The organism is Streptomyces sp. NPDC093111 (genome assembly GCF_040683955.1).
Classification (GTDB): Bacteria; Actinomycetota; Actinomycetes; order Streptomycetales; family Streptomycetaceae; genus Streptomyces.
On record NZ_JBFBNW010000007.1, the window covers coordinates 249,869 to 270,899 of the forward strand.

Here is a 21,031-nt window from a genome sequence, read left to right on the forward strand (position 1 = left end):
CGCGGAGCTTGGCCCCCCGGGCCGCCCCGAAGATCCGGTCCGCGGCCCCGGCCCGCGCCTACGCCTGCCCGCCGGGCCCGGCGGGCCCGGTCGCCCGGACCTCGTCCCGCAGGCGGCGCTTCAGCACCTTCCCCGTCTCGTTGCGGGGCAGTTCCGTCTCCCGTACGAGGACGTGGGCCGGCACCTTGAACGCCGCCAGGCGGGCGCCGACGTGGGTCCGCAGGGCCTCGGGGTCGGGCGTGGCGCCCGTGCGGAGCCGGACGACGGCGGCGACCTCCTCGCCGAGGACGGGGTGCGGGACGCCGACGACGGCGGCCTCGACGACGTCCGGGTGGGTGTGGAGGACGCCTTCGACCTCGGCGCAGTAGACGTTCTCGCCGCCCCGGATCACCAGGTCCTTGATCCGGTCGACGACGGTGACCCGCCCGTCCCGGACGTGCGCCAGGTCGCCGGTGCGGAACCAGCCCTCGGGGGTGAAGGCGGCCCGGGTGGCCTCCTCGTCGCCCCAGTAGCCGCGGATCAGCGACTGGCCGCGCAGCCACAGCTCGCCGACACCCTCGGCGTCCGGCCGGTCGACCCGCACCTCGGTGGCGGGGGCGGGCCGCCCGACGCTCTCGGGGTGGGCCCGGTACTCGGCGCCGAAGTTGGCGAGCACGCCGCCGCAGGTCTCGGTGAGGCCGTAGCCGTTGCGGGGCTCGATGCGCTCGCCGTACCGGGCGGCGATCCGCGCGGCGATCCCGGGCGGGGCCGCCGCTCCCCCGGTGTTGAGCATGGTGAGCGTCTCCAGCGGGTCCCCGGTGCGCGCGGCGGCGTCGAGGAGCTGGAGGGCGGTGGTCGGGACGCCCGCGTAGTGGGTGACGCGGTGGGCGCGGATCAGCTCCAGGGCCCGGTCCGCGTCCCACTTGCGCATCAGGACGAGCGTGCCGCCTGCCGCCATCACCGAGTAGAAGGAGGTGAACGCGGCGACGTGGAAGAAGGGGAAGGTGGTGAGCGAGACGGGTACGGGTCCGGCCCCGGGCGTCTCGCCGCGGCGGAGCGCGGAGGCGGCGGCGTGGTAGCGCGGGTGCATCGCCGCCCCGACCTGGGCGAGGTGGGTGGCGACGGCGCCCTTGGGACGGCCGGTGGTGCCGGAGGTGTAGAGGACGGTGGCGTCCTGCTCGGGCAGCACGTCGACGGGCGGGGGCCCGAGGAACGGGTCGAGGTCGGGGACGTACGCCTCGAAGAGGTCCGGCAGGTCGGTGTCCGGGTCCGGGCGCGTCCCGGGGGCGCGGTCCGGCAGGCCCGCGTCCGGGGCAGGCCGCATCCCAGGGGCGCGGCCCAGCAGGCCGGCGTCCGAGTCCGGTCGCGACCCGGGGGCGCGGCCCGGCAGGCCAGCGTCCGAGTCCGGCCGCGTCCCGGGGGCGCGGCCCAGCAGGCCCGCGTCCGAGTCCGGCCGCGTCCCGGGGTGGAAGACGATGCCGGGTACGGAGCGGGTTCGGGCCCAGGCGGCGACGCGCGGGACACGTTCGCCGTCGACGAGCAGGACGCGGGGCGTGCAGTCGTCGAGGGCGTACGTGAACTCGTCCTCGGTCCACCAGGCGTTGAGCGGCACGGCGACGAGCCCGGCGAGCTGCGCGGCCCAGAAGGCGATCTGCCACTCGGGGTGGTTGCGCATCGCGACGACGGCGCGGTCGCCGGGGCGCAGGCCGTGGACGTCGAGGAGGCGGCGGGCGAGTCCGCAGGCGGCGTCGAAGAACTCCCGGTAGCCGATGGTCCGGTCCTCGGCGACGAGGAACGGACGGTCGCCGTAGGCCCAGGTGGCCTCCACGAACTCCCGCAGGGTCCGGGGCCCGCCGACGTACACGCCGTCCTCGACGGCGAAGGGGCCGCCGGGGGCGGTGAGCCGTTCCGTCCGTGGGTCCGCACCCGTGCCGGTGTACGGGTCCGTGCGCGGCTCGACCACGAGCTGCCCTCCTAAGCGCTTGCTCAGCCAGTCGGCGGCCGACGCTATGCCCCGGCCGTCGGGGGCGTCAAGCACGCCCGGTCCGGCCCTGGGGTCCGCTACCCCGCCACCGGCTCCGCCGCCGGGTCGCCCGAGGCGACGAAGAGGCCGACGCGGGTGTCGCCGACCACGCGGGGCAGCAGGAAGGACCAGAAGCGGGTGAGCGGCGCGCGTTCGAGCCAGCACGGGTCCTGGTGTCCGAGCACCTCGTGCCCGGCGGCCACCGCCACCACCGCCGCGGCGACGTCGCGCGCCGCCACGTCCGGGGCGAGCTGGCCCTCGCGCTCGGCGCGCGCCACGGTCGACTCGACCCAGTCCCGCCAGAACCGCCGCAGGTCCTGGGTCGCGCGCGGGCGCCGTTCGGAGCCCGCGCTCAGGTCGAAGCCGGCGCGCAGCACGGAGTCGGCGCGCAGCCCCTGGACCAGTTCGTGGCTGGCGTCGATGACGATCTGGAGCGGCAGCGCCTCGCGGTCCCGGGTGATCCGGACGAGCCGCTCCCCCGCCGCGCCGACGACCGCGTCGGCGAGGGCCGCCTTGCTCTGGAAGTGGAAGTGCAGCGCCCCGCTGCTGACCCCGGCGCGGGCGCTGATGGTCGCCAGCGAGGCGACCTCGAAACCGTCCCGGTCGAAGAGCGCGGCGGCCGACTCGATGAGCGCGTTGCGGGTACGAATCGCCCGCTCCTGCTTGGCCAAGGGGCCTCCGTCGCTACCGCCGCTCGGTCGAGGGCGTGCCAACACGTTTCATCGTCCCGCACTTTAACAAACCGGCCCTGCGGTTTTCGATGCCGGGAAAAGAGACTGCGAGCGTCCGGCCAGGACCGGCCAGGACCGCTAGGCGCCGAGGCGTACGGGCAGCGCCCCGTACCCGTTCAGGAGGAAGGTCGGCATCGGGGCCAAGGCGGTCGCCGAGCAGCCGAGTTCCAGGCGCGGGAAGCGGTCGAAGAGCGCGGAGAGCGCGACGGACGCCTCCAGGACCGCGAGCGGGGCCCCGAGGCAGCGGTGCACACCATGACCGAAACCGAGCGTGTCCCGGTCGGTGCGGAGCAGGTCGAAGCGGGCGGCGTCCGCCCCGTACCGGCTCGGGTCGAGGCCGCCGGCGGCGAAGTTGACGAGGATCGGGTCGCCCTGGGCGATCCGCACGCCGTCGAGCTCGATGTCCTCGACGGCGAACCGCATCGGCGAGTAGGCGGCGGGGCTGTGCGTGCGGAGGGTCTCGGCGACCACGTCCTCCCAGGAGGCGCGGCCGGCCCGGACGTGGCCGAGCTGCTCGGGATGGGCGAGCAGGGCGGCGGCGGCGTTGACGATGAGCGCGGCGGTGGTGTCCTGACCTGCGGCGATCAACAGGAAGAGGGAGCCGAGGAGTTCGTTCTCGGTGAGCGCGTCGGCGCCGTCGCGGGCGGCGATGAGGGAGGACGTGAGGTCGTCGCCGGGCGCCCGGCGCCGTTCGGCGACGAGCCCGGCGAGCTGCCGGAAGGCGGTGCCGCGGGCGGCCTCCATGGTGGCGGCGGAGACGCTGGAGCTGAAGACGGTGCGCAGGGCCGCGCAGAGTTCGTCGCGGGCGGCGCCCTCGGCGACGCCGAAGAGCTCGCAGATGACCTGGAGCGGGAGCGACTCGGCGTAGGCGGTGCGGAGTTCGGCGGTGCCGCCGGCGTCGAGCGCGGCGGCGAGCGGGTCGAGGAGGGAGGCCGCTATCTCCTCGACGCGGGGTCTGAGGGCGGCGGTGCGGCGGGCGGTGAACGCGGCGGCGACCAGGCGGCGCAGGCGGGCGTGCTCGGCACCGTACGAGAAGAGCATGTTCTCGTTGGCGACCCAGGGGTAGAGCGGCCACTCGGGGGTGATCCGGCCCTCGGCGAAGGCGGGCCAGTGGCGGCGGGCGTCCTTGGAGACCCGGGGGTCGAGCAGCAGCCGCTCGACGTGCTCCTGGCCGACGACGGCCCAGGCCCGCACGCCGCCGGGGAGTTCGACCTGGACGGCGGGCCCCTGCGCACGGAGCGCGGCGGCCTCACCGGCGAGGTCCTGCCCGGTGACGTCGAGGGCGTGCGGGGCCGGGGAGGAGTAGGGGCAGGTGGCGCCGGCACCGCCGCCGCCACCGGTCGGGGCGCCCGTGCCCGAGCCCGTACCCAGGCCCGTATCGGCGTCCGGGCCGAGGCCCGTACCCACGCCCGTGCCGACATCCGCGCCCGTGCCCAGGCCCGTACCGACGTCCATGCCCGTACCCATGTCCGTGTCCACCTGCATGTGTGTGCGCTCCATTCGGTTCGTCCTTGTGTCCCGCGCCGCCACCGCGCACGCGACCGAGGAGAACACGCGCCTCCCCTCCCCCGCGACCTTCCGGCCCGGGGCAGGGCTCCGCGGCTCCCGCGGCTCCCGCGGCTCCCGCCGCGTCGGCCCGTTCCGCCGGATCGTTCCGTCAATTCGTACCGGCGACCCGCTCCGGCGGATCGTTCCGTCAGCTCGTACCGGCGGCCGGTTCCGGCAGCCTGTATCGACCGCCCTTACCGACCGCCCGCTCCAGCCGCCCGTATCGGCGCCCCGCTCCGGTGACCCGCTCCGGCCACCCGCTCCGGCCACCCGCCCCGGCGGCCGACTCCGTCAGCTGCCGGCGACGGTGACGGCGGCGCCGGCGTCACGCAGCCGGACCGCTTCCAGGTAGGACTGCTCGGCGCGGGAGACGGTGAAGTCGAGGCGGACTAGTACGCCGGGGACGGCGATGGCGCTCAGCAGGGTCCGCATGAGGTCCGCCTCGCGCTCCACGATGTCCCCGTGCCCGGTCATGATCTTGGACAGCACCTGGACCCCGGTGAAACTGCCGGTGAACAGGGCGGCCGCGGAGGTGATGTCCACGTGGGGGAGCAGCTCGCCGGCCTCCTTGGCGCGGCTGAGCAGGTCCATGTTGTGGTCGATCCACCCCTGCATGGGGACCCGGCGGTCGAGGCCGTCGTGGGGCGAGCCCTGGTCGACGGTGAGGCGCACGCTGCCGCGCACCATGGGGTCGCCCACGTGCAGCAGATGGGCGAGGACCAGCGCCTCGTCCGTGAGCTGCTGCAGCAGGAGTTCGCGCTCGGGCACGGGAGGGAGCGCGGCGACCTGCCCGGCCAGCACCTCCTGGGCGAGCTCTTCCTTGGAGGCGAAGTGGAAGTAGAGGGCGCCCTTGGTCACGCCGCACTTCTTCAGGACCTCGGAGATCGTCGCCGCCTCGTAGCCGACCTCGTCGAACAGTTCGGCCGCCGCGAGCACGATCTTCTGGCGCGTGCGGATGGCCCGTTCTTGTTGTGCCACTACATCCTCCGTACCCCGCGACCCCGGGAGGCCGAGAGGCTGGTATTCCAACGGCTCACATGGAGTGATGAGTCGGCGACCGGTCCGCACGAACTCCCGTCGGCAGTAGGGTGAGGCCGGGCGAGACCGGATTCTTCACACGTCCACATTTCGAGAATAAAACCATCCAACCGGTTTGACAAGGATATTGAAACAAAACCGGTGGATCCGTATCTTTATGGGGCAGGCCACCACCATCCTTACCGGGTCCACTCTCTTCGGGGGACGAGTCGATGCTCCAGCACGCGGAGACGCCGCTCAGAGAAGGCGCCGCAGCCCCTGAACCCTCGGACGCCGCGCACGGCCTCGACGAGAGTGCCACAGCGACCGGCGAACTGACCCGGATTCTCTTCGATACGGACGACCGCGAGCGGATCCACGCCGAGTGGCGCCGGCTGGTCTCGGGCGACGCCTTCACCCACCGCGCCGGCCTGACCCCGGCCGAGCGCACGGCCCTCTCGTACGAGCGGCTGCGCCTGGTGAACGACACCGTGGCCGGAACCGGCGCCGAGGTGCTCAGCTACGACGCGCACCGGCTCGCCGCCCTCCACGAGTGGACCGGCTTCGTCGACGGCGGCCTGTGCACGCTCGCCAGCATCCACTACAACCTGTTCCTCGGCAGCCTGCTCGACCACGACGGCTACCGGCGCGACCTCACCACGTACACGACGATGGAGCGCACCGGCACGTTCCTGTGCACCGAGCTCGCCCACGGCAACGACGTCGCCGCGCTGGAGACGGTGGCCGTCCTCGACCGGGAGACGGGCGGCTTCGAGCTGCACACGCCGAACCCTGGTGCGCAGAAGTTCATGCCGAACACGAGCCTCACCGGCGGCCCGAAGAGCGCCCTGGTCGCCGCCCGGCTGCTGGTGGACGGCGAGGACCAGGGCGTCTTCCTCTTCCTGACCCCGCTCAGCGACGAGCACGGCCACCTCCCGGGCATACGGGTGCGCCGGCTGCCCGACCGGACCGGCACCCCCGTCGACCACTGCCTGACCTCCTTCGACCAGGTCCGGCTCCCGCGCGAAGCGCTCCTGGAGGCGGCGCACGGGCGCTTCGACAAGGACGGGCGGTTCGGCAGCAGCCTCGGCAACCGGCGCAAGCGGTTCCTGCGCTCGGTCGGCCGGGTCACCGTCGGCAAGCTGTGCATGAGCGCCGGCACGCTGGGCATGGCCCGCGCCTCGCTCGCCATCGCCGTCCGCTACGCCGAGCACCGCCAGGTGGCCGCGCCGAGAGCGGGCGAGCGCATGCCGCTCACCGCGCACCGCAGCCACCACGGACGCCTGCTGCACGCGCTGGCCACGGCGTACGCGATGACCTTCCTGCACCGGTCCGTCCTCGACCGCTGGGCCGCCCACGACCCCACCGACCGCGAGGACCGCGAGGCGGCGGAACGCATCGTCGCGGTCGCCAAGGGCTGGATCACCTGGCAGGCCCGGGACATCACGATCGAGAGCCGCGAGCGCTGCGGCGCGCAGGGCCTCTTCCCCGAGAACGGCCTGGCGGACCTGCCGCTGAACGTCGAGGGCGGCATCACCGCCGAGGGCGACAACCTGGTCATCTGGCAGAAGGCCGCCGCGGAGCTGGTCTTCGCCCACGAGGCGGGCCCCGCCCCCCTCCCCGAAGGCTCCCGCGCCGACCTCACCGACCTCCCCTTCCTCCGGAACCTGCACGCCTGCGTCGAACGCATCTGGCAGACCCGCGCCCGCACCGCCCTGCGCAACGGCCCCTCCGGCGACCCGGTCGGCCGCTGGAACGAGACCTCGGGCGCCGCCCTGGAGATGGTCGCCGCCCACGCCCGCGTGGCCGCCGCCGACGCGTTCCTCACCGCCACGGACCGCGCGACCACCACCCGCCCCCTCCTGGAGGCCCTGGCCCGCCTCTTCCTCCTCCACGAACTGCGCCCCCACACCGGCGACCTCCTCGCCGCGGGCCACCTGACCCCCGCCCAGGTCGACTCCCTCCACACCACGACCGACCACACCCTGGCCACCCTGGCCCCCCACCTCACCCCCCTGGCCGCCGCCTTCGACCTCCCGGCCGAATACCTGACGGCCACCCCGATCGCCAACGCGGACTACCTGAACCGCTTCACCTACTGACCGGGGTTCGGGCCCCTGCCACGACGGACCCACCCCGCTCGACGACTGGGGCCTGAACGTCCTGAACAGCCGCGCCGCATTCGTCACGGCCCGCCGGCTCCGGCCCGAGTCGGCTCCCCACACCCGCCTCGCCGTCTCCGACCGGCACGCCTCCGATGCCTCTCTCCAGGCCCGTGCCTGCGTCGCCCTGGCTGACCTCCTCAAGCGCATCGGCCTCGGGGGCGAGGAGGACGTCCAACCTGCTTCGGTCACCGTCTGGGCCGCGGTCGCGGAGTTCGAGCGTACTGGCCGGATCGAGGACGCCGCCCGCCTACTCGGTCTGCGCTCCCTGGACCGGACGGCCGCCGTCATCGGCTACTCCTGGCGCGCCAAGGCCGACGCCGAGAGCGACCTGGGAGCGGACTGTGCCTGACGACGTCTTCGGCGACCCCTTCCCAGGGAGCTCCGCCCGAGCAGGAAACGCCAGCTCAGCGACAAGGAGCAGCGCAACCAGCAACGCCGGATCGCAGACCGCCTGGACGATCCGCGCCTGCACGAGATGGCTGAGCTTCCGCCCCCTCCGGCCAGCCGCGACTTTCCCCGGCGGTACCCGCCCGTCATCTACGTCATCCTGTCCGCGCTGATGACCGTCACCCGTTCCAAGCGCTCCGCTGTCGGCACCCTCGACGACAAGCGGTGGCGTTCCGTCCGGGCCTCCGTACAGCGCCACGCCGGACGCAGGGCGGCCGCTCTCCTGCCCGTCACCCCGCCCAGCCGCAAGCAGTACGAGACGCCGAGCTGAATCTCCTGGCCTCCAGCATCGAGCCGCTCCGTGAACTGTTCGAGCAGCATCCACCCCAACAAGCCGTCCACCAGGGCCTCTTCCCCGCCGATGCCCCGCGCGTCTGGTCCCGGCCCGAGCGACGACAGCTACTCGTCGGCGACGCCACTGCCCCCAAAGCTCCCTCCAAGACGGGGCAGGCCTACACCCCCGACACCACGACCGGCGAGATGCGCCGGCGTCAGTTCGATCCCTCCGCCCACCTCTACTACGAGAACGGGGAGAAGGAGAAGCGTGTCGCACGCGGCAAGAAGTGGTTCTTCGCTTCCGCCCGCGACGACGGCTACTGGCAACGCGTCACCCTCTCCGTGCGGCACGTCGCCGACGGCGAGTACGAGGACGAAGCAGCCATCGCGGTAAGGGCATTCATCCAGCTCAGCTACATTTCGCCCGGCTGCATGGGGGGCGTCTACGACGGCGCCTTCCGCGGCACGCACCGCGACGCCCTCGCCCGCCTCGGGCTCCTCGTCGTCAACAAGCAGCACGGCTCGGTCAAGCCCCGCGCCTACGAACTTCTCCGCTTCGGGCGCTGCCGCCACGACTTGTGGTGCGACCAAGGCCGCATCGCCGAACGTGTCCTCCTCGACGACGGATCCAGCAGCCTCGCTCCCGTCCCCATCAGCGGGCTCGAACACCGCCAGGGCCGCACGAAGTCCCGCTGGTACCACCTGCTCTCCATCCCCTGCCACCACGGAGCCCACAGCCACCGCGTCCCCGTCGGCATCACCACCACATCCGGCGACCGCCTCGGCACAGATCGCGACACCGGCCGGCGCCTCAAGAGAGCGATGCCGAACGCGACTTCCACCGCGCCGAACACCTCCAGCAGATCCCGGAACCAACCCTCGCCCACCAGCGGGTCTACCCGTACCGAAGCGATGCAGAGTCCGTCCACAACCAGCTCGACAAGAGCCTGTGGAACGAGCGAATGATCTCCTACGGCCTCGACCGCCAAAACGTCTTCATGCTCGGCTTCGCCCTCGCCCAGAACGCCACCAGCCGCCGCATCCACCTCGAATCCGCAGCCGATTCCAATAGGCCTGCGGGGCGGAGCACCGCCATCCTCGGGCAAGCCCACGGGGCCGTCAGGCGCCCCAGAGCGCTCCAAGCCGCCTCGCCCAGCCGGACGAAACCCGCCGGTGCCGTCACTGACTCACCCATGCGCGACACGCAGCGATGTGACTCCACATCAGTCGCGGAATATTTGGTGCTAGCATTCCGAGGTCTGATACGAGGAGCTAGGTTGCATGGCAGTGACGGAACGGCAGGCACATCCGGGGATGCTCGTGCTCGCACGCGAGTCCCGCGGGATGACGCAGGCTGACGTCGCCGACGCCATGACCAAGGCTTCACCGTCGGGCGCGACGGTGGTGTCGCAGGGATATGTGAGCCGCGCCGAGGCGGGTCGCCTGACCGTGTCGGACGACCGGTTGGACCTGTATGCGACAGCTCTCAGCTATCCAAGGGGATTGCTCTGCCTCGATCCTGATGTCAGTGGGGTGGGAGTCGGTCTGATCCACCACAGAAAGCGCGCGTCCCTCTCCGTCGCCACGCTGCGTCGTGTGCACGCCCAGCTCGCCTTCACCCAGATCCAGTTGCGGGGGCTGGCCTCCACTGCCGGGAATCCGACCTCTCGGCACAGGTTCGTCAGAGTGGTGCTCGATGACCTCGTCACGGCCAAGGACGCGGCCAGACACCTACGTCGCGCCTGGGGTATCTCCCCTGGGCCGGTACCCGATGTGATCGGCGCGATCGAGGAGGCCGGCGGGCTCGTCGTCGTCCGCGATCTCGGCAGCGGACTCCTGGACGCGGTCAGCCAGTGGGGTGAGCACGGTGCACCCTTGCTGTTGGTCAACGACCGTGCGCCGGGCGATCGATGCAGGTTCAGCATGGCGCACGAACTGGGCCACTTGGTCATGCACGTGGATCCTGGCTCCGGTCCTGAGCAGGAGAGACAGGCCGACGCGTTCGCGGCGGAGTTCCTGATGCCGGCATCCGACATTCGGAAGGCGTTCACGGGCCGCGTTGACCTGCCGAGACTGATGGAGCTGAAGCGGACCTGGCGTGTGTCCATGAGCGCCCTGCTCCGCCGGGCTCTGGATCTGGGCTCCATCACCGAGTGGCAACACCGCACCGTCACCATCGAGATGTCGGCGCTCGGCTACCGCACGGCCGAGCCCGTCGAGATCGCTCAGGAGCGTCCCCGGCTCGTTTCCGAACTCGTTCACACTCTGCTCGACGAGCACGGTCTCCCACTCGAGGAAGCCGCGTCCTGCGCCCATCTACTACCCGAGGACTTCCAACGCCTGTACGTCGAAGGCGATCGCACGTCATCCCTTTTGCCGCTGTGAAGGTGAGGCCATGACCGACTCCTCCGTCCCGCTGCCGCGCCAGCGCTCCGCCGAGGCATCACGCACGGCGGGGGAAGTACTCGACGCCCTCCGCGACCGCATGCTGCTCCAGGTCTCCCCGGCCCGCGTCGGACAGGTGCAGGGGCACCTCGACCCAGTCCGAAGCGGTTTGATTCTCTGCGGCAAGGATGCGCTGCGGAAGGCCGCGCGGCTGCGCCGGGAGGAGGCATACGGCGGTGCGCTGCTGGTCGATCCCGCCGCGTACGAAGTGAGCGCAGCGACCGGGGACGCCCCCTTTCCGCATGTCGCCTCGGACGCCCTGCCCTTCGACGACCCCCTGGAAGTCTCGCTGGCAGAACAGCGCGCCGCCGGTGCCACCGCACCCATGACTCCCACGGGCTACATCCACGCGGAGGACTCCGACGCACTGAGGGCTGCCGTCAGCCGCGTCGCCGACCTCGACGACCCGTCGGTGGTCTTCGCCGTTCCGATCGATGTCGCGTGGCTCCGAGATGAGGAGCCGGTGCGGCAGCTGATCGCCTTTCTGCGGCTGGTGAAGGGCCCGAAGGCGATCATGCTGGGCGGGCAGATGGACCCGCTCGCCCGCTACTCCAAGGCTGTCGGTCATCTCCGGCGGGTGATCGAGCAGGTACCGGACGCCGCCCTGCTGCGTACGGACCTGGCGGCATTCGGCGCCCTGGCCGCCGGGGCGACATTCACCGCCTTCGGCACCAGCAGCAAACTCAGGCACATCGTCGCGCCCGGGGAGAAGGCGAAGACCGGCAGCGGCGGCTTCGCCACCTCGCCGCACGTCCTGTACCCGGAGCTGATGAGCTTCTTCCTCGGCGCGACCCTGGCCAAGCGCTTCGCCGCGTCGCCGGCCCCTGTCTGCTCCTGTGCGGCCTGCCTCGGCGCTCGTACGCTCGACAGCTTCACCAGCCTCCACAGCCCTCTACCCGCCGCGGCAGCCGCACACAACGTCGCGGTGCTCATGAGCTGGCTGTGCGCCCTCGACGCCCTTCCCAAGGGTTCCGCCCGCGAACTCTGGTGGCATGAGCGCTGCAAGGCCGCTGTCGACCGTCATCCGCTGGTGAACGCGGCAATCTCCCAGCCGAATGCCTTCAAGGTCCCCGAACAGCTGAAGCGGTGGGCACTGGCCGCCCCCGCACCAGAGGCGAGCACCACCACGGCGACAGCTACTCAGCGCACCCGCTGATACAGCTCCTCGACGAACGACCAGGCCGCAGCGGTGTGCCGCAGCGGCCTGTAGTCGCGGGGCTCCAGCACCATCTCGACCTCGTCATCCGATGCGAGGAAAACCCCGATCCCGTAGAAGTCCGCCTCGACCAGCGCCTCGCTCATCCTGGCCGGGCGCCGGGTAAGCAGCATGGCCCGTCGGCAGTACGGGGCGAAGCGACCTGCCTCTTCGAGGCCACGCTTCCAGCCAGTGGCCCGTACGACCGCGAGATCGACATGGAGCGGGCGGACCGCCCGTCGCGTAACCGACCTCTGCTCCCGGTCGGTAGCGCCAGCAGGCAGGAGACGTACGGCGCGCCTCTCTCTCTGCGCCAGCGCCGCCAGCGGCACAGGGAGCCCCACAGGGAGGCTCATTAGGGTCTCCAGCACGTGCATGCGATCGAGCCGAGCCGCGCCAACAGCTGCTCTCCTCTCATGCTCGGCGGTGTCCATTCGGTAGAAGAACAGCGCCTCCGTACCCAGAGCGGGCATGACCTTCGCAAGTCCGTCCGGCTTCAGCAAGGGAGCGGTAGCCGCCCGAACGGAACCATCGATCACGGAGTTCGCCAAGGTCACCATGGCCTCCACCCTGCCTCATGCAGCCCCAGCCGCCCACAGCGGCCCCGCCGTCCATCCAACCGGTACAGGTGCCGTCGCTTCTGCCAAACGGCCCAAGAGATCCCCGAAACAGCACCGTCGTCGGCGCATCCGAAGTTCATCGTCCCGCTCCGCATTCCCACCACGTCGCGGAAGTATCCGTATCGCTTCCCGGAGCCGGCGACCACAGGCGCGCCTGGGCTGCCGGAACGCGGAACACCCTCTGCCGAGCGATGTCGTACACAGTGTGGACACCGCCAGCCTCGCCAATCAGCAACCCCCGGAAGTCACCCACGGCAGTGAGTCCAGGTACATCCGCGAGGTCCACGCAGACGGGTTGCAGGCGCACGCCGACAAACTGCGCCAAGTGGCCGACGTGGCCGCTCACTCGTACGTGCTCGGCATCCTCTCCCATGGTGTTGCCAAGCCAGTACCCCAGGGCGAGCACACACAGAGCGAGCGTGATCGCGATCTCCCGCGCACCGCGCAGGCGCGGCGAGCGATGGCGGGCCACTGCGACGGCCGCACCCGCATAGAACAGTGCGATCGCGAACTCGAAAGCGGTCGGCAGGCCGAAGGGATGCGCCCCTGTGGTCCTCACCGCAGTAAAGGCAAGCCATGTCGCCGTCACCGCGACGAGCACGCCTCTGCGGGCCCAGGCGTGGGAGACCAGCCCGTGTCGCATGAAGTCCGACAGACTCCTCGGTACGAGCGCCCCAGCGATGAGCTCCAGCAACACGAACATCACGGGCAGGATCAGGACAGCGAAGAAACCGAGGAATCCGAGCCAGACAGCAAGCCTGGTCAGCACCTCAGTCTTGCCGATCCCCACTTGTTCCGGGGTGACGCCGAACCGTTCGTAGAAACGCTCCAGGGCCCAGTACTGCAGTCCGTACAGCACCAGAGCTGCCACCGCACCGATGGCTGCCCCGTACTGCAGGTACTCGCGTCGTGTGGTGACCGGAGCGTCACCGTCCGGGTCTGCGTCTACTGAGTGCTGCGCGGGAAGGGTGGTGGACACTCTGCGTATCCAAGTCGGCCCCCGTTCGTGCCGCAGCGGATTCGGACTAGTTCACGCCTACGAGCGGACGCCGACGCCACACCCGACACCGCACAGGGCACACGGGGCACAGCATGCAGCATGGTTGAAAGATCGTTCTGGGGACAGAACGGTCTTCTGAACCCGCAAGGGCCAGGTCGCCCCGCCCATGAATCGCGGCAAACCCACTGGTCAGCGCGCCCCCGCGAGCCGCCCGGGAAACGTGGGCCCCCTGGCGGATGGTCATCCGCTACCCTGTTCTCTGGTCGGCTGTTGGCGCGGCTCTTGTCGGGCAGCGATACTGCTCAGCGGGATCCGCACCGCGTCTGACCAGCGGGCTTGGCTTCCTTGCCGAAGATCCACTTGCTGGGTTTTCTCCAAGGTTTTTTCCAAGCCCCCGCCTTCGTAGCTCAGGGGATAGAGCACCGCTCTCCTAAAGCGGGTGTCGCAGGTTCGAATCCTGCCGGGGGCACAAGGGGAAAGGCCCCGGACCGATCGTGGTCCGGGGCCTTTCGCGTGTCCGGGGCCTTCGCCTGTCCGGGGCCTTCGCGTGTGCGGGTGGTCAGCGGAGTTCTTCCGGGCAGGTCGTGCCGCGGGGGAAGAGCTTGTACGGGGCGCCGAGGCGGTAGGTGCCCGGTTTGGGGGCGAGGAGTTCGGTCCACTCGTCGCCCTCCGCGTCGGGTTCCGCCTTCAGGAGGCAGCCCTCCTTGTTCGCGAAGGTCTTCGGGAGGTCCGTCTCCGAGGCCTCGCGGGCCTCCTTGGAGGCTTCCGTCTCCTGGGGGGGTTCGATCTTGGTGCCGTCGGCGTCGAGGAGGGCGAGCCAGGGGGAGTACGGGACGCGGATCAGGACGCGGCCGGGGGCGTCGAGGCGGATGACGACCTCGTTGGACTCGGCGCGCTGGACCTGGGCCGGGGGGTCCGCCAGGGGCGTCGGGTCGGTGACCTCGTACAGGCGCCAGTTCGCGTCCGACCAGATCTGGTGGAGGTAGGGCAGGCCCTCGTCGACGAGCTCCGCCTCGCGTTCGGCGCCCGAGTCGGGGGCGCCCGTCGGCAGCACCACGTAGTGGACGGCCCAGCGGCCGAGCCAGTCCTGGTAGTTCGCCGCGTTCAGGGTGTCGTCGTAGAAGAGCGGGTTGCGCTCCATGTCGGCCTGGCGGTTCCAGCCGCGGGCCAGGTTGATGTACGGGGCCAGGGCGGACGACTCGCGGTGGCTGGATGCCGGGACGACCTCCACCCGGGCCTTCTCCGCGCCCCGCACCTGGAGCTGGTTGATCAGCGGCGCGACCTCGCGCGCCCAGGACGCGTCCGGGGCGGTGCGGATCACGTCGTCGACGCCCTTGAAGCCGATCCAGAAGTTCAGGCCGGCGAAGGCCAGCACGATCGCGTACCAGCGGCGCGAGCGCGGCACCGTGTAGGGGAGCGCCGCCAGCAGGACCACGCCCGCGAAGAGCATCACCAGGCGCGAGACGTTCGAGCCGATCTGCGAGTCGATCAGCCAGGTGAGGAGCGTGCCCGCCGAGTACACCGCCGCGCCCGTGCGGACCGTGCGCCAGTCCTTCGGGACGAGGACGAAGCAGAGGATGCCGAAGAGGAGCGGGAGGGACGTCGACATGAAGGACATCGGCTGCGTCCCCGAGAAGGGGAACAGCCACGCCGACAGGGCCACCACCACGACCGGGGCCAGACCCAGGGCGTACGCGCCGGGGCGCCGCTTGTTGAGGAAGAGCGCCGCCGCCGCCACGCCCAGGAACAGGCCCGCCACCGGACTGCACGCCGTCGCGAGGCCGGCCAGCGGTGCCGCCACCGCCGCCTTCGCCCAGCGGCGGTAGCGCCAGCGGTGCGGCCAGCAGAAGACCGCCGCGACCGCGCCGAGCGCGAACATCATGCCGAGGCCGAAGGTCACCCGCCCCGACAGCGCGTTGCACAGGAACGCGAAGACCCCGGCCAGCACGCACGCCATCGGGTTGCGGACGGCCCGCACCCGCACCAGGATCAGCGCCGTCAGCGCCGCCGACAGCGTCCCCGCGATCATCATCGTGGTCCGCACGCCCAGCACCGACATCACGTACGGCGACACCACGCTGTACGAGACCGGGTGCATCCCCCCGTACCAGGCGAGGTTGTACGCCGAGTCCGGGTGCCGACCGACGAACTCCGCCCACGCGTCCTGCGCGGCGAGGTCGCCGCCGCTGTTCGCGAAGAAGAGGAACCAGAGGATGTGGGTGACGGCCGCCGCGGCCGTCGCCACGAGCACCGTGTAGCGGCGCTTGCGCCGTGGCGGCGCGGGGGGCGCCGGGGGCGCGGACGGCTCCGGGGCCGGTCGCTGACCCGGGAGCTCTATTCGCGAAGGCGAAGACACGTGGGTTTGGCCTCCGGTTTCCCGGGTCCCCTCTGCGGTGGTCAACTGCGGCCCTCTCCCCTGCCCTGCCCGGCTCTGCTGATGCCGTTCCGTACCGGTGTTCCGCTTCCCGTCCCCGGCACGACGCTAACAGGCGGGTGCCCGGGAAGCTCCCCGGGCACCCGCCGCGATCAGCCCACTCGGCTCAGCCGACGCGCGTCAGCTTCTTGTCGAGGCCCGGCTCGACCAGGTCGCCCTGGAGCGCCACCGGCGCGCTGACCTTGCCGTTGCCCGTGCCGATCGACACCTGGCCGACCACGTCGCCGGCCTTCCCGGAGTGCGGCAGTGCCTTTCCGCCGTTCGTGAGCTCCAGGTCCACCTTCAGCCCGGGCCAGCCGACCGCCCGAAGCTCCTTGGTCGCCACGACCGGCGTCCGGCCGCCGAGGCCGTCGTCCACGTACCCGACGACCTGCCCCTTCTTCACCACGGCCGCGGACGTGACGTCCTTCTGGGCCTGCTGGATCACCTTGAGGCTGTTCGCGATGGCCAGGTCCAGCTTCTGGTAGAGCTGGTCGGCGTCCTTCGCGCCCATCACGATGCCGAGGATGCGCTGCTTCTTGCCGTCGACGACCGTGTTCGCCGCCCACAGCAGGTTGCCGCCGGCCGGGGTGGACGAGCCCGTCTTGATGCCGCTGACGCCCGGCTCCAGCAGGATCGTGTTGTTGTTCTCGATCCGGCCGGGGATGCCGTCGACGGTCAGGTTCGGCATGTCCACGATCTCGCGGAACACGTCGTACTGCATGACCGCCTTCGCCAGCTTCAGCTGGTCCAGCGGGGTCGACACGGTGCTCGACTGCAGACCGGACGGGTCCGTGTACGTCGAGTCCGTCATCCCGAGCTCCTTGGCCGCGGCGTTCATCTTCTCGACGAACGCGGCCTCCGAACCGGCGTCCCAGCGGGCCAGCAGCCGCGCCACGTTGTTGCCGGACGGGATCATCAGGAGCTGGAGCAGTTCCTTCTCCGTGTAGCTCTGCCCCTCCTTGATCTGGGCCGTCGACTCGTCCTTCGCCTTCGCCTGCTCACCGGCGATCGCGTCGACCTCGATCTTCGGACCCTTCTCCTTCCCCTTCACGGGGTGGTCGCGGAGGATCACGTACGCCGTCATGGTCTTCGCGACGCTCGCGATCGGCGCCGGCTTCTGCGGGCCGTACGTGCCCAGCGAGCCCACGCCCTCGACCTCGGCGGCGCCCTGGCCCTCGGACGGCCACGGCATCTGCAGCGCCCCGCCCTCGAAGGTGTACGTGGGCTCGGCCGACAGCGTCAGCGCCGGGTCCGGCAGCGGCCGCACGATCTGTACGACCGCAAACACGACGAGCACCAGGAGGAGCAGCGGGGTCCAGATCTTCACCCGGCGCACGCCGGTCCGCAGCGGCGTCTCCGCCGGCGGCGGGGTGTTCGTCAGCTCCGCCAGGATCTCCAGCGGCGGACGCGGCGGCAGCGGCTGCTGCCTGGTCCGCTCCGCCTCGGCGAGCGACGAGGGTACGGGGGTGGGGCCCGGCGCCGGCGCCTTGGCGGCGGGCGGCGGGGTGCCCTGGGCCTGGGCCGGGCTCGCCTGCGCCTGAGGCTGAGCCTTCGGCGTCGGCGTCGGCTTGGGCTGCTCCTGGGTGATGTCGCCCTGGAGCGGGCGGAACATCGACTCGGGCAGCTTCAGGGCCGTGGTGGGCTGGTCGACCACGGGCGCCTTGGGCTCCGCGGGGAGCTTGGGCGCCTTGAAGACGGCGGTCGGCTGGTCCACGGGCGTGGCGTCAGGGGTGGGGGCGGAGTCGGTGGCGGCCTTCGCCTCGGGCTCCGCGGGCAGCTTGGGCGCCTTGAAGACGGCCGTCGGCTGGTCCACGGGCGTGGCGTCGGTGGCCGGGTCCGTGGCGGGCTTCGCCTCGGACTCCGCCTTGGGCGCTTCCTCGGACTCGCCCTCGCCCTCGGTCTCGGTCTTGGTCTCGCTCTCGCCCTCGGCCTTGGGCGCCGTCGGCTTCCGCGCGGCGAACCAGGACTCGCCACCGGCGGCGGCAGCCGCCTTCGGCTCCTCGGCGGGGCCGTCGCCCTTGGCCCAGGAGGTGGTACGGGCCGGGGGCGCGGCGGCGGCCTCGGCAGCCGTGTCCGCCTCGGGCTCGGGCTCGGGCTCGGTGTCCGCCTCGGCGCTCTCCTCGGCCTCGTCGGCGGGCTCGGCGTCGTCCGTCCGCTCCTCGGCGGCGGCGTCGACCTCCGGACCGTCAGCGTCGGCACCGGCAGCCTCGACGGACTCGACGGCCTCGACGGCCTCCGGCTCGCCCGCCTCCGGCGCGTCGCCGCTCTCCTCGCCCGCCACGTCGCCGGACGCCCCAGCGGCCGTCCCGGCGCCCTCCGGCGACTCCTCGTCGCCGTCCGCGTCGCCCTCCACGTCGCCGTCCTCGTCCTCGGTGGCGACCCACGCCGCCACAGCGGCCCTCAGCCGGTCGCCCCCCGGGGCGTCCCCGGCCGGCGCGTCCGCGCCCTCGGAAGCGTCCTCGGCGGCCTCCGGGGCGTCCTCACCGGAAGCGCCCCCCTCGGACGCACCCTGCTCGCCCTCGACGACCTCGACGGCTTCGGCGCCCTCCGCGGGCCCCTCCGGCTCCCCCGAAGCCGGCTCCGCGTCCTCCGCGTCCTCCGGGGCCGTCCGCGGGGCCAGTGCCTTGAAGACGGCCGTCGGCTCGTCCACTCGGGCCTGGAGCACGGACAGCCGCGGGTCCTTGCCGTCGCCGCCGGCCGCGCTCTCCCGCTGCTCCGCCTTGTCGGGGGACTCGCCCGCCACCGTGCCTCCTCCATGCGTCAAACGAAACGTCATACGAAAAGCGTCCGGAACTCGTCCGGACGTCCGAACCATGTACCAGTGTCCCGTGTGGACCCCTTGGCTCCCGTGCTAGACGAGAACGACATACCTGCTGGTTCCCGTACGAACCGACCAGGTGCTCTCGACAGATGAATGTGAGAGGGGTCACCCTGTCATTCATCCACGCGGGGAGGCATGGATGGGCAGGAGCCGCAGAACAATTCCGGAGGAGCTTCTGTTGCTCGCTCTGGACCCGGCCACGGGTACCACAGCGCAGCCGCAGTCGCTCGACCTCGGCCTCGCCGGAGCACAGCTAGTGGAGCTGGCTCTGGCAGGACGGATAGCCCCTGACGGGGATCGTATCGCCGTGGTGATGCCACGGCCGACCGGAGATCCGACTCTGGACTCCGCACTGGAACTGCTGCGCAGACGCGGCAGTCCGGTTCGGGCCGTCCACTGGATCGGCGGACCCCGACTGGGGCTCCGTCAGATCTATCTCGCGCACCTGGAGCGCTGCGGCATGGTGCATGCCGTGGAGGGCCAGATGTGCGGGGTGCTGCCGACGACTCGCTACCAGGCGACGGACACGGCGATCAGCAGGGACATCCGCTCCCGGCTGGACAGTGCGATCCGCACCGGCGTACCGCCGGACCCGCGGACCGCGGCGCTCGCCGCGCTGGCCCACGCGGTCGGTCTCGGCAAGCACCTGTACCCGGGGAACGAAGGACGGTCGTCGCGGTCCCGGCTGCGCGACCTGATCCGGCACGACCCCATGGGCGGCCTCGTGGCGCACGCCGTGATGGACGTCCAGAACGGCGTGGCCGCACAGCCGCGCCGCAACAACGCGGCGGCGAGCGGGGTTCCGCAGCAGCCGCGCCGGGGCAGCATGGCCCGAGCCGTGTGACCCCGGGCGTGCGGCCGGCGCGCGAACAGCGCGTCACCCGCACCCCCCGATCCACACCGGGAGCCGCGTGCGGGTGCGGGACGGGCGTCGAGACGCTCGCCCCGCACCCGCACGTCACCTGCGCCCGTCTGGTGATTTCCCAGCGCACACCACACCTTTGGTGGCAGTCTGCCAAGCAGTAGATACTCACAGCTACGCAGCCGACAGCCGGAGGTGCAGTTTCCGTGGCGTCCAGTGTCAACCCCACCGTCAGGCGACGCCGATTGGGCCAGGAGCTGCGCCGGCTCCGGGAAGCGAAGAACATGACGGCCGAGCAGGTCGCCGAGCGTCTCCTCGTCTCCCAGTCGAAGATCAGCCGCCTCGAGAACGGCCGTCGTTCCATCAGCCAGCGCGATGTGCGCGACCTGTGCGGGGTGTACGAGGTCGAGGACGAGCGGGTGGTGGACTCGCTCATGCAGATGGCCAAGGACTCCCGCCAGCAGGGCTGGTGGCACGCCTTCGGCGACATCCCGTACAGCGTCTACATCGGTCTGGAGACCGACGCCGCGTCGCTGCGCGTGTACGAATCGCTGATCGTCCCGGGTCTTCTGCAGACCCGCGCATACGCGCAAGCCGTGATCGAGGGCATGTGGCCCGAGGCCACCCCCAGCGAGATCGACAAGCGGATCCAGGTACGCGTGAAGCGTCAGGACCGCCTCGCCGATCCGGTCAACCCGCTGCGGTTCTGGGCCGTCATCGACGAGGCACTCCTGCGCCGGGTCGTCGGCAGTCCGCAGATCATGGCCGACCAGCTGCGCCATCTCGCCGAGTTGAGCGAGAAGCCGCATGTGACGCTGCAGGTCCTGCCGTACGACGTGGGCGCCCACCCGGGGATGTACGGGAAGTTCGCCATCCTGGAGTTCCACGAGGCGGTGGACGCGAGCGTCGTCTATTTGGAGGGCGTCACGAGCGACCTCTACCTGGAGAAGACGACGGACGTCCAGAGCTACGCGGTGATGTACGAGCACCTCAGGGCGAAGGCCCTGAGTGCCGAGCACTCCCTCGAGTTCATCCTCAAGGTGGCCAACGAGCTGGCGTCCGACTGAGACACCCCGGCGGAAGATCGGGCACCATATACCGCCAGGGCGTTGGTGCATAGATTTCTATGGAACATGCCACTCGGATGGGTGAACGCGTCACATCACTAGTGATGTTGCAGCGTAGCGTCGGTCACAGAGCCGCTGCCGAAGCGGCTGAATCGCACGTCACCCACCCCACTGGCACAACCATCGGAGTCACGATGCTGTTTCGGCACGACGCGCTGGCGGAATGGACCAAGTCCTCTTACTCGGCGGTCAATGGCGACTGCGTAGAGGTCAAGTCGCAGGACCATCTCCTGATCGGTGTCAGGGACTCGAAGGACATCTCCCGTCCGGGTCTCGGCTTCTCCGCCGAGACCTGGACGGCCTTCGTCCTCGACGTCAGCGGGCGCTAACAGCGCCCGAACCCGACGTCGCACGGCCCC

At 71.2% G+C, this 21,031-nt stretch carries 16 protein-coding genes and 1 tRNA gene; 9 read left to right on the top strand and 8 right to left on the bottom strand.

What is annotated here, in order from left to right:
- Positions 1-58: 58 nt before the first annotated feature.
- The 4 genes from AB0Q96_RS14445 to AB0Q96_RS14460 all read right to left on the bottom strand — a co-directional run bounded on the left by AB0Q96_RS14445 (position 59) and on the right by AB0Q96_RS14460 (position 5,259).
- Positions 59-1,942 (bottom strand): class I adenylate-forming enzyme family protein, encoded by a 1,884-nt coding sequence (locus tag AB0Q96_RS14445; RefSeq protein ID WP_365325428.1) that lies wholly within the window; start codon positions 1,940-1,942, stop codon positions 59-61.
- 98 nt (positions 1,943-2,040) lie between these two features.
- Positions 2,041-2,673 (bottom strand): ScbR family autoregulator-binding transcription factor, encoded by a 633-nt coding sequence (locus AB0Q96_RS14450; RefSeq protein WP_365325171.1) that lies wholly within the window; start codon positions 2,671-2,673, stop codon positions 2,041-2,043.
- A 138-nt stretch (positions 2,674-2,811) separates the two neighbouring features.
- Positions 2,812-4,233 carry a cytochrome P450 gene (locus AB0Q96_RS14455; protein ID WP_365325172.1) on the bottom strand — a complete coding sequence of 474 codons (1,422 nt, stop codon included), beginning with the start codon at positions 4,231-4,233 and terminating at the stop codon, positions 2,812-2,814.
- Between the two features lie 339 nt (positions 4,234-4,572).
- Positions 4,573-5,259: a ScbR family autoregulator-binding transcription factor gene (locus AB0Q96_RS14460; RefSeq protein WP_365325174.1), complete on the bottom strand. Its 687-nt coding sequence runs from the start codon at positions 5,257-5,259 to the stop codon at positions 4,573-4,575.
- A gap of 272 nt (positions 5,260-5,531) precedes the next feature.
- Between AB0Q96_RS14460 and AB0Q96_RS14465 the strand changes: the two genes are divergently transcribed.
- The 5 genes from AB0Q96_RS14465 to AB0Q96_RS14485 all read left to right on the top strand — a co-directional run bounded on the left by AB0Q96_RS14465 (position 5,532) and on the right by AB0Q96_RS14485 (position 11,787).
- Entirely contained in the window at positions 5,532-7,400 is a 1,869-nt protein-coding gene (locus tag AB0Q96_RS14465) for an acyl-CoA dehydrogenase (RefSeq protein ID WP_365325176.1), read from the top strand.
- Between the two features lie 538 nt (positions 7,401-7,938).
- On the top strand, positions 7,939-8,181 hold the full coding sequence (locus tag AB0Q96_RS14470; RefSeq protein WP_365325178.1) for a hypothetical protein: 243 nt from the start codon (positions 7,939-7,941) through the stop codon (positions 8,179-8,181).
- A gap of 209 nt (positions 8,182-8,390) precedes the next feature.
- Complete coding sequence (locus AB0Q96_RS14475; RefSeq protein ID WP_365325180.1) at positions 8,391-9,152, top strand: hypothetical protein; 762 nt, start codon at positions 8,391-8,393, stop codon at positions 9,150-9,152.
- Positions 9,153-9,467: 315 nt separating this feature from the next.
- Entirely contained in the window at positions 9,468-10,571 is a 1,104-nt protein-coding gene (locus AB0Q96_RS14480; protein ID WP_365325182.1) for an ImmA/IrrE family metallo-endopeptidase, read from the top strand.
- A 10-nt stretch (positions 10,572-10,581) separates the two neighbouring features.
- Positions 10,582-11,787, top strand: coding sequence for a hypothetical protein (locus AB0Q96_RS14485; protein ID WP_365325184.1), 1,206 nt, complete (start codon positions 10,582-10,584; stop codon positions 11,785-11,787).
- Here AB0Q96_RS14485 and AB0Q96_RS14490 read toward each other — a convergent pair.
- Together AB0Q96_RS14490 and AB0Q96_RS14495 are read right to left on the bottom strand one after the other, a co-directional pair.
- Positions 11,772-12,386, bottom strand: a complete 615-nt coding sequence (locus AB0Q96_RS14490) for a hypothetical protein (RefSeq protein WP_365325186.1) — start codon at positions 12,384-12,386, stop codon at positions 11,772-11,774. The genes AB0Q96_RS14485 and AB0Q96_RS14490 overlap by 16 nt on opposite strands.
- Positions 12,387-12,522: 136 nt before the next feature.
- On the bottom strand, positions 12,523-13,425 hold the full coding sequence (locus tag AB0Q96_RS14495; RefSeq protein ID WP_365325188.1) for a hypothetical protein: 903 nt from the start codon (positions 13,423-13,425) through the stop codon (positions 12,523-12,525).
- 417 nt (positions 13,426-13,842) lie between these two features.
- Between AB0Q96_RS14495 and AB0Q96_RS14500 the strand changes: the two genes are divergently transcribed.
- Positions 13,843-13,915, top strand: a tRNA-Arg gene (locus tag AB0Q96_RS14500).
- A 90-nt stretch (positions 13,916-14,005) separates the two neighbouring features.
- Here the strand turns inward: AB0Q96_RS14500 and AB0Q96_RS14505 are convergent.
- Positions 14,006-15,697 carry an MFS transporter gene (locus tag AB0Q96_RS14505; protein WP_365325190.1) on the bottom strand — a complete coding sequence of 564 codons (1,692 nt, stop codon included), beginning with the start codon at positions 15,695-15,697 and terminating at the stop codon, positions 14,006-14,008.
- Between the two features lie 289 nt (positions 15,698-15,986).
- Positions 15,987-18,638 carry a D-alanyl-D-alanine carboxypeptidase gene (locus tag AB0Q96_RS14510; protein ID WP_365325192.1) on the bottom strand — a complete coding sequence of 884 codons (2,652 nt, stop codon included), beginning with the start codon at positions 18,636-18,638 and terminating at the stop codon, positions 15,987-15,989.
- Between the two features lie 184 nt (positions 18,639-18,822).
- Here AB0Q96_RS14510 and AB0Q96_RS14515 point away from each other — a divergent pair, with 184 nt between their 5' ends.
- The 3 genes from AB0Q96_RS14515 to AB0Q96_RS14525 all read left to right on the top strand — a co-directional run bounded on the left by AB0Q96_RS14515 (position 18,823) and on the right by AB0Q96_RS14525 (position 21,001).
- Entirely contained in the window at positions 18,823-19,527 is a 705-nt protein-coding gene (locus tag AB0Q96_RS14515; RefSeq protein WP_362476094.1) for a GPP34 family phosphoprotein, read from the top strand.
- A gap of 224 nt (positions 19,528-19,751) precedes the next feature.
- A complete protein-coding gene (locus AB0Q96_RS14520; RefSeq protein ID WP_365325194.1) occupies positions 19,752-20,612 on the top strand; it encodes a helix-turn-helix transcriptional regulator in 861 nt (286 codons plus the stop codon).
- A 194-nt stretch (positions 20,613-20,806) separates the two neighbouring features.
- Positions 20,807-21,001 (top strand): DUF397 domain-containing protein, encoded by a 195-nt coding sequence (locus tag AB0Q96_RS14525; protein ID WP_365325196.1) that lies wholly within the window; start codon positions 20,807-20,809, stop codon positions 20,999-21,001.
- Positions 21,002-21,031 lie beyond the last annotated feature (30 nt).